This is a genomic window from Streptomyces sp. NPDC088747, assembly GCF_044751025.1.
GTDB lineage: Bacteria > Actinomycetota > Actinomycetes > Streptomycetales > Streptomycetaceae > Streptomyces.
In genome coordinates, this window is record NZ_JBIVKZ010000002.1 from 669554 (window position 1) to 683262 (window position 13709).

The window sequence follows — 13709 nt, forward strand, 5'->3', positions numbered from 1 at the left end:
AGGAAAATCACAGGTTCCGGAAAGATGGTTCTCAGCGGCGCCGAGCAATGTGTCGGCTATGACCACGACCTCGCCCCAGGGGCGCACCGAACTGCTGAGGCCGGACGGGAGCCCCGTCCGAGTGCTTGTGGTGGACGACGAGCTGTCGATCACCGAGCTGCTGTCCATGGCCCTTCGATACGAAGGCTGGCAGATCCGCGCGGCGGGTGACGGGACGGGAGCGATCCAGACCGCTCGCGACTTCCGGCCCGACGCCGTCGTCCTCGACATGATGCTGCCCGACATGGACGGGCTGACCGTCCTTGGCCGGCTGCGCCGCGAGCTGCCCGACGTGCCCGTCCTCTTCCTCACCGCGAAGGACGCCGTCGAGGACCGTATCGCCGGGCTCACCGCGGGCGGCGACGACTACGTCACCAAGCCCTTCAGCCTCGAAGAGGTGGTGGCCCGGCTGCGCGGCCTGATCCGCCGGTCCGGCGCCGCCGACCGCCGCAGCGACTCCGTGCTCGTCGTCGGCGACCTCACCCTGGACGAGGACAGCCACGAGGTCGCGCGCAGCGGCGAGGGCATCCACCTCACCGCGACCGAGTTCGAGCTGCTGCGTTTCCTGATGCGCAATCCGCGCCGGGTGCTCAGCAAGGCGCAGATACTCGACCGCGTCTGGTCCTACGACTTCGGCGGCCAGGCCAACGTCGTCGAGCTGTACATCTCCTACCTGCGCCGCAAGATCGACGCCGGGCGGGAGCCGATGATCCACACGCGGCGCGGCGCCGGTTACCTGATCAAGCCCGCGGTGTCATGAGCGGACGACGACGGCCGCGGACGCAGAAGGGGCGAGGACGACAGCCGCGCACGCTGCGGACGCGGCTCGTCGTCTCGGCGGTGGCGCTCATCGCCGTGGTGTGTGCTGTCATCGGTACGGTGACCACCATCGCGCTCCAGAAGCACCTGTACGAGCAACTCGACGGCCAGCTCGGTGAGGCCGCGATGCGAGCGACCGGAGGCCCGCTGAAGCCGGGCGGCGGGAACCAGGACGGCGGCGTCCAGATACCGGGGACCCTCGACGACACCGGCTCGCAGGACGCCACCTTCGAGTTCCTCACCCGGGGGCCGAGCCAGGAGAACACCGTCGCGGCCGTCGTGGAGAACGGCGGGATCACCGAAGCGGTCGTCTCCAAGGAGCGGACCGACACCAACGGCAGCTTCCAGATGGGCACCAAGACCCTCACCGAGGCACAACAGGCCGCGCTCGGCTCGGTGTCGAAGACCGGCGTGCACACCGTGGAACTCCCCGGCCTCGGTGAGTACCGCGTCACGTACAAGGACGGCAGCAAGGGCGCCTTCTACGTCGCCATCCCCACTAAGTCCGTCACCAGCACCATCAACACCCTCATCCTCGTCGAGGTGAGCGTCACCGGCGCCGGTCTGATCGCCGCCGGCATCGCGGGCAGCGTGCTCGTCGGGCTGGCCCTGCGCCCGCTGCGCAAGGTCGCCTCCACCGCCACCCGCGTCTCCGAACTCCCCCTGCACAGCGGTGAGGTCACCCTGTACGAGCGGGTCCCCGAGTCCGAGGCCGATCCGCACACCGAGGTCGGCCAGGTCGGCGCGGCCCTCAACCGGATGCTCGACCACATCCACGGCGCCCTGCACGCGAGACAGCAGAGCGAGACGCGGGTACGCCAGTTCGTCGCCGACGCGAGCCATGAACTGCGTACGCCACTGGCGTCCATCCGCGGTTACGCCGAGCTGACCAGACGCGGCAGGGAGGAGACCGGGCCCGACACCCGGCACGCGCTGGGCCGGATCGAGTCCGAGGCCGGGCGCATGACGCTGCTCGTCGAGGACCTGCTGCTGCTCGCCCGGCTGGACGCCGGACGCCCGCTCCAGTACGAGAACACCGACCTCGTACCGCTCGTCATCGACGCGGTGAGCGACGCGCGGGCCGCCGGACGCGACCACAACTGGCGCCTGGAGCTGCCCGACGAGCCCGCCCTCGTCCTCGCGGACGCGGCCCGGCTGCAACAGGTGATGGTCAACCTGTTCGCGAACGCACGCACGCACACACCGCCCGGTACGACCGTGACGGCGCGCGTCCACCAGCAGGGGCCGTGGCTCTGCGTGGACGTCCAGGACGACGGCCAGGGCATTCCGGGAGACCTGCTCCCCCGTGTCTTCGAACGCTTCGCGCGCGGTGACACCTCACGCTCGCGCACCTCCGGCTCGACCGGCCTCGGGCTCGCCATCGTGCAGGCCGTCGCCTCCGCGCACGGGGGCGCGGTGACCGTCGACAGCGTGCCCGGACGCACCGTGTTCACCCTGCATCTACCCGCGCTCCCCGTCGAAACAAATTCGCAAACGTACTCACAGTCACAGCACAGTGCCACCACATGGGTGCAACAGGGCGTATGAGGAGAGTCGTTGTCATGCGAACCGACTCTTCTCCCGGCAACCTGCCGGCGCGGGAGCACCTCCCGGCCGGGTCCGCCGGTACGCCTGTCCTGGACGTCGTGATCCCCGTGTACAACGAGGAGAAGGACCTCCAGCCGTGTGTGATGAGACTGCACGAGCACCTCAGGCGCACCTTCCCGTACGAGTTCCGCATCACCATCGCGGACAACGCGTCGACCGACGCGACTCCGCGGGTCGCGGCCCGGCTGGACCAGGAGATCCCGGAGGTCAGGTCCTTCCGGCTGGAGGAGAAGGGCCGGGGCCGGGCGCTGCGCACGGTGTGGTCCGCCTCGGACGCCCCGGTCCTCGCGTACATGGACGTGGACCTCTCCACCGACCTCAACGCCCTGCTGCCGCTGGTCGCCCCGCTGATATCGGGCCACTCGGACCTCGCCATCGGCTCACGGCTCTCCCGGAGTTCGCGGGTGGTGCGCGGCGCCAAGCGGGAGTTCATCAGCCGCACGTACAACCTGATCCTGCGCGGTTCCCTCCAGGCGCGGTTCTCCGACGCCCAGTGCGGCTTCAAGGCGATCCGGCGTGATGTGGCCCAGGTGCTGCTGCCGCTGGTCGAGGACACCGGCTGGTTCTTCGACACCGAGATGCTGGTGCTCGCCGAGCGCGCGGGGCTTCGTATACACGAGGTGCCCGTCGACTGGGTCGACGACCCGGACTCGACCGTGCACATCGTCAGGACCGCGACGGACGACCTGAAGGGCGTGTGGCGCGTCGGCCGCGCCCTCGCCACCGGTTCGCTGCCGCTCGACCGGCTCGCCCGGCCCTTCGGCGACGACCCGCGCGACCGCGAGCTGACCGACGTACCCAAGGGCCTCGCCCGCCAGCTCGTCGGCTTCTGCGTGGTCGGCGCCCTGTCGACGCTCTTCTACCTGCTGCTCTACAGCGGCTTCCGTACGTTCTCGGGCTCGCAGGTCGCCAACGCGCTCGCCCTGCTGGTGTCGGCCGTCGCCAACACCGCCGCCAACCGGCGTCTCACCTTCGGCGTACGCGGCCGGGGCGGCGCCGTCCGCCACCAGGCGCAGGGCCTGGTCGTGTTCGGCGTCGGGCTCGTCCTCACCAGCGGTTCGCTCGCCGCCCTGAACGCGGCGACGACGGATCCGGGGCACTCCACGGAACTGGCGGTGCTCATCGCCGCCAACCTCGCGGCGACGGTGCTGCGTTTCCTGCTCTTCAGGGCCTGGGTCTTCCCCGACCGGCGCGACGAGACGCCCTCCCCGGTCGTGGCGGGCCACAACCCGGCCTCGCCGACCTACTCGACGGCGGCCCGGCCCCCGTACGACACGGGCCCGTTCGGTCCCGACCGGTTCGGCGCGGACCACTTCCGTACAGACCAGTTCCGCGCCGGTGAAGCCGCGGACCTCACTCGGGGGGACGCGACCATGCAGCTGCAGGCCGTGCGCCCGTACGACGACGAACCGAATCCGAGGGACGCGCGATGACCACTCAGCCCGACACGAGTTATCAGGGGGGAGCGAATCCCCCGGGCGACACCTCGACGGCGGTGCACGAGCCGGTCCTGTCCCCCGTCTCCACCGGGCCGGAGCCGCAGACCTCGCCCGGGTCCGGTGACCCCGCGCGGCCGTTCGCGCGCCGGGTCTGGCGAGGCCGGCCCGAGGACCCGCGCTGGGTGCGCCCCGCGTTCCTCGGTCTGCTGGTCGTCACCGCGGTGCTGTACCTGTACAACCTGAGCGCCTCCGGCTACGCCAACTCCTTCTACTCCGCGGCCGTTCAGGCCGGCAGCCAGAGCTGGAAGGCCTTCTTCTTCGGCTCGCTGGACGCCTCCAACGCCATCACCGTCGACAAGCCCCCGGCCTCGCTGTGGCCGATGGAGCTGTCGGTACGGATCTTCGGGCTCAACTCGTGGGCGATCCTCGTCCCCGAGGTGCTGATGGGCGTCGGCACGGTCGGCGTCCTGTACGCGGCCCTGCGCCGCCGCTTCAGCCCGGCGGCGGGCCTGATCGCGGGTGCGGTGCTCGCGCTCACCCCCGTGGCCGCGCTCATGTTCCGGTTCAACAACCCGGACGCGATCCTCGCGCTGCTCATGACCGTCACGGTCTACTGCGTGATCCGCGCCCTGGAGGACGGCCGGACGAAGTGGCTGGTCTGGGCGGGTGTCGCGGTCGGCTTCGCCTTCCTGTCGAAGACCCTCCAGGCCTTCCTGATCCTGCCGCCGCTCGCCGTGCTGTACGCGGTCTGCGCGCCGGTGGGGCTGCGGAAGCGGTTCGTGCAGCTGGGCTGGTCGACGCTCGCGCTGGTCGTCTCCGGCGGCTGGTGGGTCGCGGTCGTCGAGCTGTGGCCGGCGTCCTCGCGCCCCTACATCGGCGGCTCGCAGAACAACTCGTTCCTCGAACTGACCTTTGGCTACAACGGACTCGGCCGGATCAGCGGCGATGAGACCGGCAGTGTCGGGGGCGGAGGCGGCGCCGGCGGGACCGGGCAGTGGGGTGAGACCGGCTGGGACCGGATGTTCAACTCCGAGATCGGCAGCCAGATCTCGTGGCTGCTGCCGGCCGCGCTGATCCTGCTGGTCGCGGGCCTGGTCCTGACCCGCAGGGCCGGGCGGACCGACCTCACCCGCGCCTCGTTCCTCGCCTGGGGCGGCGCGCTGCTGATGACGCTGGTCGTCTTCAGCTACATGGCGGGCATCTTCCACCAGTACTACACGATCGCGCTGGCCCCCTACATTGCCGCCGTGATCGGCATGGGCGCCGCGGCGCTGTGGCAGGAGCGCGCGAAGGCCTGGGCCTCGCTCGCCCTCGCCGGCTCGGTCACCGCGACCGCGGCCTGGGGATACGCGCTCCTCAACCGCACCCCCGACTACCTGCCCTGGCTCAAGTGGCTGGTCCTCGTCGGCGGTCTGGCCGGCGCCCTCGGGCTGATCTTCGTGGCCCGGCTGGGCCGCCAACTCGCCCTTGCGACGGTCGCGTTGAGCTTCGCCGCCTCGATCGCCGGACCGACCGCCTACACGCTCAGCACGGTGAACACCGGGCACACCGGTTCCATCGTGACAGCCGGCCCGTCCGGCGCGAGCATGATGGGCGGCCCCGGCGGAGGCGGCGGTGGCGGCCGAGGCGGCTTCGGCGGCGGTGGCATGCCGGGCCAGAACCAGCAGGGCGGCGGCACCACCGGGCAGCCCCCGACCGGCGGCACCGGCGGCGGCTTCCCCGGCGGCGGGACCAACGGCACCGCCCCGCAGAACGGGCAGCAGGGCGGCACGGCCGGCGGCGGCATGGGTGAAGGCGGCGGCATGGGCGGTGGCGGCGCGGGCGGTCTGCTCAACGGCGCGACCGTCACCGACGAGGCGAAGGCGCTCCTGGAGAAGAACGCCGACGACTACACCTGGGCGGCGGCCGCGATCGGCGCCCAGAACTCCGCCAGCTACCAACTCGCCACCGGCGCCCCGGTGATGGCCATCGGCGGCTTCAACGGCACCGACCCCTCACCGACGCTCGCCCAGTTCAAGCAGTACGTGACCGACGGAAAGATCCACTACTTCGTCTCCAGTGGAACGAGCGGCGGCATGGGCGGCAGCACCGACGACACCTCCTCCCAGATCACCTCCTGGGTCGAGGCCAACTACACGAAGGTCACGGTCGGTTCGGCCACCTTCTACGACCTGACGCAGCCGACGACCGGGAGCTGACGCTCCGCGGTGGCTGACGCTCCGCGATGACCGAGGGTTTCCGCGCGGGTGTGGCCCGGGGCTTTGGCTCCGGGCCACACCCCGTTCCGCGTCTATGAAACGATCATGTTGTACGTCGTACGGGGGTGCGCGATCGCCAACGGACGCGTTCTCGTCGGGGCTTGAGTCGAGCCAGTTGGTGGGTGCCGGGGCAGTGCTTGGCGGAGGGCTGTTGGCGGCGGCGTTGCTGCGGCGGGCGATGGGGGTAGCACCCAGGCACTGAGTGCGGGAGATACGGGAGTAGGGCGGGTCTCGCGGTGGTGATCACCGTGCGGTGCGCCGCTTAGCATCGGGGTGGGCGGACCGGGGGGTTCCTGGTCGCTTGCCGAACGTGAGTCCGCGTAGGGCGAGTTGCGAGGAAGGTGCGCCATGGTGAGGGCTTCCGACCGGGCCGAGCGTCCGGCGCGGGCCAGCGTCTGGCTGGAGGGCAAGGCCGTGCGGGGTGCGGCGGCGCGGGGTGTGGTGGAGCGGGGTGGTGGTCAGCCGGCCGGGCTCGACCGGGAGCGGATCACCGAGGTGACGGTGCGGCTGCTCGACGCGGAGGGGATGGCGAAGTTCTCGATGCGCCGGCTGGCCGCCGAGCTGAACGTCACCGCGATGTCCGTGTACTGGTACGTCGACACCAAGGACGACCTGCTCGAACTTGCCCTCGACGCGGTCTACGGCGAACTGGAGCTGCCCGACCCGGAGTCGGGGGAGGACTGGCGCGACCAGCTGCGGTCCCTCGCCGGGGGCTACCGGGCGCTGCTGGTGCGGCACCCGTGGGTGTCCCCGCTGATGGGCACCTTCCTGAACATCGGCCCGCACTCCATGGCCTTCTCGTTCCGGGTGCAGAAGGTGGTTCGCAGGACGGGGCTGCCTCCGCACGGGCAGAGGGGCGCGGTGTCGGCGGTCTTCCAGTTCGTGTACGGCTTCGGCACGATCGAGGGACACTTCGTGCAGCGGTCCGCCTCGGCGGGGGTGAGCCAGGAGGAGTACTACCGGCAGGCCATGGGTGCGATCGGCGAACAGCCGCAGTTCGCGGCGCACTTCGAGAGCTTCGCGGATCTGCGGGAGGCGCGGGGCGGTGACACCGTCGAGGAGATGCGGGAGCGGGACTTCAGGTTCGCGCTGGAGACGCTGATCGCGGGGATCGAGGCGATGGTGGAGCGGGGCTGAGGGTCGGCCGGGTCGGGCGCGGGTTGTCGGTGGTTCGCCCGCGGTGGTGGGGGGTCGGGGCCGCGCCGGTACATCCGCCCGTATCCGAACGGATCGACCGTCGGTGAACAGTGGGCCTTGGGATCGATCCGTTCGGATACGGGCATTTGATGTACCGACACGGCCCCTCCCGTCGTTCCGCGGCTGCGGGTGTCACTCCCGTGCGGTCACTTCCGTCGGTCGTGCTACTCCTGCGGAGCCAGTCTCGCCGGGAAGCCGCCTGTTGCCACCGGGCCCCAGCGGTCGGGGGTGACGCGGATGATCGACTTGGCCTGCTTGAGCATGGCCTCGCGGTACTCGTCCCAGTCGGGGTGTTCGCCCGCGATGTTGCGGTAGTACTCGACCAGGGGCTCGACGGAGTCGGGGGAGTCGAGGACCTCGGCCGTTCCGTCGATCTGGACCCAGGGGCCGTTCCACTCGTCGCTCAGGACGATCAGGCTGACGCGCTCGTCCCGCTTGGCGTTGCGGGTCTTGGCGCGTTCGGGGTAGGTCGAGACGACGACGCGGCCGGAGTCGTCCACCCCGCAGGTCAGGGGTGAGCCCTGCGGGGTGCCGTCGGCGCGGCGGGTGAGCAGGATGGCGCGGTGGCGGGGGCGTACGAAGTCCAGCAGTTCGTCGCGGGATACGGGGGTGTTCGTCGCGGTGTTCGGTGCCATGGTCCGCAGCCTAGGGCCTGCGTCCTCGGCCTGGCTGTCCCTGTCGTTCCTACGACCGGCTGCGCCGTCCCTGTTACGCCTGCGGGAGTGATCCGCCCTGCACGGCCTGGATGTCCAGTTCGACCTTCAGGGTCGTGCCGATGGCGGCGATGCCCGCCTGCACGATCTGGTTGTAGTTCATCGCGAAGTCCTCGCGGTGCAGTTCCGCGGTGGCCCGGAACGCGGCGCGGGTGCCGCCCCACGGGTCGGCGCCGGTGCCGAGGTAGGCCAGGTCCAGGTCGACGGGACGTACGACCCCGCGCATGGTCAGCTCGCCGTGGACGGTCCAGCGGTCGGAGCCGGTGAGGGTGAGGCCCGTCGAGTGGTAGGTGATCTCGGGGTACGCGGTGACGTCCAGGAAGTCGGGGGACCTCAGGTGTTCGTCACGTGTCGTGTTGCCGGTGTCGATGGAGGAGGCGTTGATCACCGCTTCCACGCGGGACTTGGCCGTCTCGTCGGGGGCGATGTCGATGCGCGCCGCGAAGTCGGTGAACCTGCCGTGCACGCTGGAGATGCCCAGGTGCTGGGCCACCGCGCCGACGGAGGAGTGGGCCGGGTCGACGGTCCAGGGGCCGGGCGGCGGCAGTTCGGTGCCGCCCTGGCGGGCGAGGGTCACCGTGCCGGCCTCCGCGCGGCCGCTCGCCGTGACGATGGCGCTGGAGGCCGCGGGCGCGTAGCCGACCGCCGTGACGATCACGGTGTACGCGCCGGGGGCGAGCGGAGTCGTGTCGCGCACGGCCCCCTCGGCGTCCGCCTCGGTACGCAGCACCTGGACGCCGGTCATGTCGGTCACCGTGACGACCGCGTGCGACACGGCCCATCCGTCCCGTGTCCGGATCCTTGCGGTCAGTCCCATCCCGTTTTCTCCCTGCGAATTGCTGTGAGCCAGTGCGGGTCGTCAAAAAAGACCGGCCCGTGGAGGCGCGCCTCCGCTCAGAGCGCGCGCCCCACGGGCCGGGGTCCGGATTACTCGCCGGGGTGGGCGAGTTCGATGTCGTGCGCGTCGACGCCGCGGCCCTGGACGGTGAGCGCGGTGGCCACCGGCGGGTAACCCGTCGCGATGACCGTGTACTCGCCGCTGCCCAGGTCGGTGAAGGCGTACGCCCCGTCCGCGCCGGTCCTGGCGGTGCCGACCACGTTCCCGGCCGCGTCCACCAGCGTCACCCGCGCGTCGCCGAGCGGGCCGCCCGGAGCCCGTACGACACCCTGGACCAGGGCGCCGGAGGCGAGCTCGACCTCGACCCGGGTGACACCCGCGCCGCCGACCTCGACGGGCAGTGCCACGGGACGGTGCCCGGCGGCGTTGACCGCGACGGTCACGGAGCCCGGGATCAGCTCGGCGAAGGCGAACTCGCCCTGCTCACCGGTGGTTCCGGTGGCCAGCACGTCACCGCGTACGTCGGTCACGATGACCATGGCGTCCTTGACCGGGTTGCCGCCCTCGGAGGCCCGTACGACACCGCTCAGCCCGCTGGTACCGCTCAGCAGGATGTCGTAGGCGAGCGGCTCGTCGTTCACCAGGACCGTCGAGGCCTGCGGCTGGAAACCGTCGGCCGAGGCGATCAGGACGTAACTGCCCACGCCGGGCGCGTCCACGGCGTAGGAGCCGTCGGCCTGTGCGACCGAGCGGCCCAGCTGCCGTCCCGCGAGCGAGATCAGCGTGACCGCGGCCTGCGGCACGGGCGCGCTCTCGGCGCCGCGGACGTGACCGCGTACCGGGATCCCGCCGGGCGTGGTGGACATGGTGGGCATGGGCGACATGGTGGTGCTTTCCCTCTCCGACGCGGGCGTGAGCTGCCGCGTGCCTTCGGGGTCCGCCGCGGACCGCGCCGTCGACGGGCTCAGGACCTTCTCGTCGGCATCCGGCACCGGTACCCCGGCGGCTGCCTCCGCGGCCTGCGCGAGGCCGCCCGAGGTCCGCAGCGGAACCTCCTTGATGAACAGCGTCACCAGGAGGGCGAGCAGCGCCATCCCCGCGGCGATCAGGAAGACGTCCGCGATGCCGTGGCCGTACGCGCTCTCCATGACGGTGCGCAGCGGCAAGGGCAGCTTGTCCATGTCCGGGATGGCGCTGTCGGAGCCCGAACTCGCTGCCGCGGCAGCGTACTTGGGGTCGAGACCGGCCAGGCCGTCCTTGACGTAGTCGGTGATCCGGGTGGACATCACCGCGCCCAGCGCGGAGACGCCGATCGCGCCGCCGAGGGAACGGAAGAACGTCACCGTGGAGCTGGCCGCGCCGAGGTCGGCGGGGGCCACCTGGTTCTGCGTGGACAGCACCAGGTTCTGCATCATCATGCCGATGCCGAGACCCATCAGCGCCATGAAGATCGCGATGTGCCAGTAGGGCGTGTCGTACCGGATGGTGCCCAGCAGACCGAGGCCCGCGGTGATCAGTACGCCACCGCTGACCAGCCAGTACTTCCACCGGCCGGTCTTGGTGATGATCTGGCCTGAGACCGTGGAGGAGAGGAACAGGCCGCCGATCATCGGGATGGTCATGACGCCGGACATCGTCGGCGACTTGTCACGGGCCAGCTGGAAGTACTGGCTGAAGAAGACCGTGCCGGTGAACATCGCGACGCCCACGAAGAGCGAGGCGATGGAGGAGAGCGTGATGGTGCGGTTGCGGAACAGCCGCAGCGGGATGATCGGCTCGCTCGCCCGGGACTCCACGAGCACGAACAGCAGTCCGAGCACGATCGAGCCACCGACCATCGCGTACGTCTGCCAGGACACCCAGTCGTACTTGTCACCCGCGAAGGTGACCCAGACGAGGAGCAGCGAGACCGCGGCGGAGACGAAGAACGCGCCGCCCCAGTCGACCTTCACGTCCCGCTTCACGACGGGCAGGTGCAGGGTTTTCTGGAGAACGATCAGCGCGATGACCGCGAACGGCACACCGACATAGAAGCACCAGCGCCAGCCCAGCCAACTGGTGTCCGTGATGACACCGCCGAGCAGCGGGCCGCCGACGGTCGCGACCGCGAACGTCGCGCCGAGGTAGCCGGAGTACCGTCCGCGCTCACGCGGGGAGATCATCGCGGCCATGACGATCTGGGCGAGGGCGGACAGACCGCCGACGCCGATGCCCTGGACGACACGGCAGGCGATGAGCATGCCGGGGTTCTGGGACAGACCGGCGGCGGCCGAACCCAGTACGTAGATGACGAGCGCTATCTGTACGAGCGCCTTCTTGTTGTACAGGTCGGCGAGCTTGCCCCACAGCGGGGTCGTCGCCGTCATGGCCAGCAGCGCGGCCGTGACGACCCAGGTGTAGGCGGACTGGCCGCCGCCGAGGTCGCCGATGATCTCGGGGAGGGCGTTGGTGACGATCGTCGACGACAGGATCGCGACGAACATTCCGAGCAACAGCCCGGAGAGCGCCTCCATGATCTGCCGGTGCGTCATCGGTGCGCCGTCGGCGGGCCCGGAGGACCCGCCTCCGTGCTTGGCATGCGCCCGCACACCGGCTGGTGTGGTTGTAGCCATGGTCTTCCTTCTGTTGCGTACTCGCGTACTCATGCGGGTGTACGGGTGGTCAGTTCCGGCGCGTCCGCCTCCGGCGCCTGCGGAAGCCGTTGCGGGGCGGACCGGCAGTCGCCGAAGCTCTCGCGCAGCCGGCCCATCAGGTGGATGAGGAGTCCGACCTCGTGGTCGGACCAGTCGCTCAGCCGGTCGGCGAGGAGTCGGGAGGTGCGCCGGGAGAGCTCGTCGAGCAGTTCGTGTCCGGCGGGGGTGAGGCGCAGGATGCGGGAGCGTTTGTCGGCCGGGTCCAGGGACCGTTCGATCCAGCCCCGGTCCGCGACGTGGGCGACGTGGCGGCTGGTAACCGACATGTCCACGGAGAGCAGCTCGGCGAGCCTGCTCATCCGCATCTCGCCGTACTGGCCGAGCAGCGTCAGAACGGCGGCCGAACCCGCGGGGCAGTCGGACGGCAGGATCCGCCCCATGCCCCTCTTCACCGCGCCGATGGCGCTGAGCTGACGGGCCAACTCCTCGTACTGCGCCTGCTCCGCCATCACCCCTCCTGCTTATTCGTTGCTTTGGGCAACCATAATAATGTTGGTTGCTACAGGCAAACTAAATCGGGGGTCGAGCCCTAAAACCTTGGCAAAGGCAAGCATTGGCGAATGTAAACCCGCAGGTGGGGGCGGGGTGGGCGACGGTCCGCGCCGACGGGCCCGAGGTCATCGGGATGTCTGGAGGGGCGGGTAGCGCCGAGGCAAGTCCGAAAGCCACCAGTACTTGATCTTGGTGGGTGTGGTGCTCGGGCCGTTCAACGCAGGCTGACAACAGGGAGCGCGTTGACGCGATTCTCGTACTCACGGCGGGCCTTGCGCTGGGCCGGCACCGCCGTGGCGCCGTCGAGGAGCCGGCAGCGGGCAAGGAGTTGCCGGTGGACCGCGGGCACGGCGGTGACGCGAAGGGTGTAGCCCTGGCCGCGCCGTACGGTCACCCCCTGGTCGAGCGTGACGCGCTCAACGGGCTCCAGTTCGGCAGCGCGCAGGAAGTCGGCGACCTTGCCCGGCATGTCGAGGACGACTGACAGTTCCGGGGTCGGGGCGCCCGGGGCGGCGGCCGTGTACTCGGGCAAGAGGTCTGCGACGGCGCGTGTACGCGGCGCCTGTCGTCATTCGATCGTTTGACGACAGCGACGACCGTGTATAGGTCGGTCACATAAGGCGGAACAGGGCTTCTGCGTTGGTTGAGGCGATCTTGGAGCGGTCTGCGGGGTCGGGGACGGCCTCGAAGAACTTCTGGACGGCCGCTGCGTCGGGTCGGTGGAAGGGGTAGTCGGTGGAGAACAGCACCTTGTCGGCGTGGGTGAAGTCGAGGGTGTGGTGCAGGAGCCGTTCCTGGAGCATTCCGCTGCTGGTGATGTGGATGTTGGTGGTGATGTAGTCGGCCACTCGGCGTTCGAGGTGTGTGGCGACGTTCGAGAGGCTGTCGACGCGGTCCAGCCAGAACAGCAGCATCTCGCCCCAGTGCCCGAGGACGAGCTGCAGATCGGGGTGGCGGTCGAAGGTGCCGCTGAGGACGAGGCGCAGGGCGGAGAGGCCGGTGTCCATGTGCCAGCCCCAGCCGAAGCTCGCCAGGCCGAGTTCGATCTGTGGGTCCAGGCCCCGGTAGGAGGCGTCGCGCAGCTCGTTGGAGGTGATCTGCGGGTGGATGAAGACGGGTTGGTGCAGGCGGGCCGCGGTGGCGAACAGGTCCTCGTAGGCCGGATCGTCGAGGGTGCGACTGCCGCTGCGTCCGTGGATCATCGCGCCGACATGCCCCGACTCGGTCGCGCAGCGTTCGAGTTCGGCGGCTGCGGCCTGGGGGTCGCTGGTCGGCAGGGTGGCGAATGCGCGGAAGCGGTCGGGGTGTGCGCGGACGGCGTCGGTGGCTTCGTCGTTCGCCTCCCGTGCCAGTGCGACGGCCTCGGCCGGTGGCAGGGGCTGGGTGGCGGGGGTGACGACCGACAGGAGGGAGACGTCGATCCCGGCGGCGTCCATCGCCTCGATGCGGCCGGGGCCGATGTCCTCAAGGCGCGCCTGATTGTCGCCCCTCGCGTTGAAGGCGACGCTCTCGTCCCGGGACCCGGACGGCAGGCGTTCCAGTGCTTCCCGGATGCGGGCGCTGTTCCAGTGTTCTTCGACGGCGATGATCTTCATGTGGACGGCCTCCAGGGT

11 protein-coding genes are annotated in these 13709 nt (G+C 70.3%); 5 read left to right on the plus strand and 6 right to left on the minus strand.

Annotated elements, in window-relative coordinates; all coding sequences use genetic code 11:
* Positions 1–58 precede the first annotated feature (58 nt).
* The 5 genes from ACIP79_RS07515 to ACIP79_RS07535 all read left to right on the plus strand — a co-directional run bounded on the left by ACIP79_RS07515 (position 59) and on the right by ACIP79_RS07535 (position 7300).
* Positions 59–799 (plus strand): response regulator transcription factor, encoded by a 741-nt coding sequence (locus ACIP79_RS07515; protein WP_401220511.1) that lies wholly within the window; start codon positions 59–61, stop codon positions 797–799.
* A complete protein-coding gene (locus ACIP79_RS07520) occupies positions 796–2406 on the plus strand; it encodes a sensor histidine kinase (protein ID WP_401220513.1) in 1611 nt (536 codons plus the stop codon). Before ACIP79_RS07515 ends, ACIP79_RS07520 begins: the two co-directional genes overlap by 4 nt.
* A gap of 14 nt (positions 2407–2420) precedes the next feature.
* Positions 2421–3899, plus strand: a complete 1479-nt coding sequence (locus tag ACIP79_RS07525) for a glycosyltransferase (RefSeq protein WP_401220515.1) — start codon at positions 2421–2423, stop codon at positions 3897–3899.
* Positions 3896–6103, plus strand: coding sequence for a glycosyltransferase family 39 protein (locus tag ACIP79_RS07530; protein ID WP_401220517.1), 2208 nt, complete (start codon positions 3896–3898; stop codon positions 6101–6103). The genes ACIP79_RS07525 and ACIP79_RS07530 overlap by 4 nt, the downstream gene beginning before the upstream one ends.
* Positions 6104–6511: 408 nt before the next feature.
* Positions 6512–7300: a TetR/AcrR family transcriptional regulator gene (locus tag ACIP79_RS07535; RefSeq protein WP_401220520.1), complete on the plus strand. Its 789-nt coding sequence runs from the start codon at positions 6512–6514 to the stop codon at positions 7298–7300.
* 224 nt (positions 7301–7524) lie between these two features.
* On the opposite strand, the gene ACIP79_RS07540 is transcribed toward ACIP79_RS07535, so the two are convergent.
* The 6 genes from ACIP79_RS07540 to ACIP79_RS07565 all read right to left on the minus strand — a co-directional run bounded on the left by ACIP79_RS07540 (position 7525) and on the right by ACIP79_RS07565 (position 13691).
* Entirely contained in the window at positions 7525–7995 is a 471-nt protein-coding gene (locus ACIP79_RS07540) for a PPOX class F420-dependent oxidoreductase (protein ID WP_401220522.1), read from the minus strand.
* A 73-nt stretch (positions 7996–8068) separates the two neighbouring features.
* Complete coding sequence (locus tag ACIP79_RS07545) at positions 8069–8890, minus strand: YceI family protein (protein ID WP_383679007.1); 822 nt, start codon at positions 8888–8890, stop codon at positions 8069–8071.
* A 110-nt stretch (positions 8891–9000) separates the two neighbouring features.
* A complete protein-coding gene (locus tag ACIP79_RS07550) occupies positions 9001–11523 on the minus strand; it encodes an MFS transporter (RefSeq protein ID WP_401220526.1) in 2523 nt (840 codons plus the stop codon).
* Between the two features lie 29 nt (positions 11524–11552).
* Entirely contained in the window at positions 11553–12053 is a 501-nt protein-coding gene (locus tag ACIP79_RS07555) for a MarR family winged helix-turn-helix transcriptional regulator (protein ID WP_401220529.1), read from the minus strand.
* Positions 12054–12310: 257 nt separating this feature from the next.
* The gene (locus ACIP79_RS07560) at positions 12311–12628 is read right to left on the minus strand and encodes a resolvase (protein WP_401220532.1); all 318 of its coding nucleotides are present in this window, start codon (positions 12626–12628) and stop codon (positions 12311–12313) included.
* 79 nt (positions 12629–12707) lie between these two features.
* Positions 12708–13691 carry an amidohydrolase family protein gene (locus ACIP79_RS07565; protein WP_401220534.1) on the minus strand — a complete coding sequence of 328 codons (984 nt, stop codon included), beginning with the start codon at positions 13689–13691 and terminating at the stop codon, positions 12708–12710.
* Between the last annotated feature and the right edge of the window lie 18 nt (positions 13692–13709).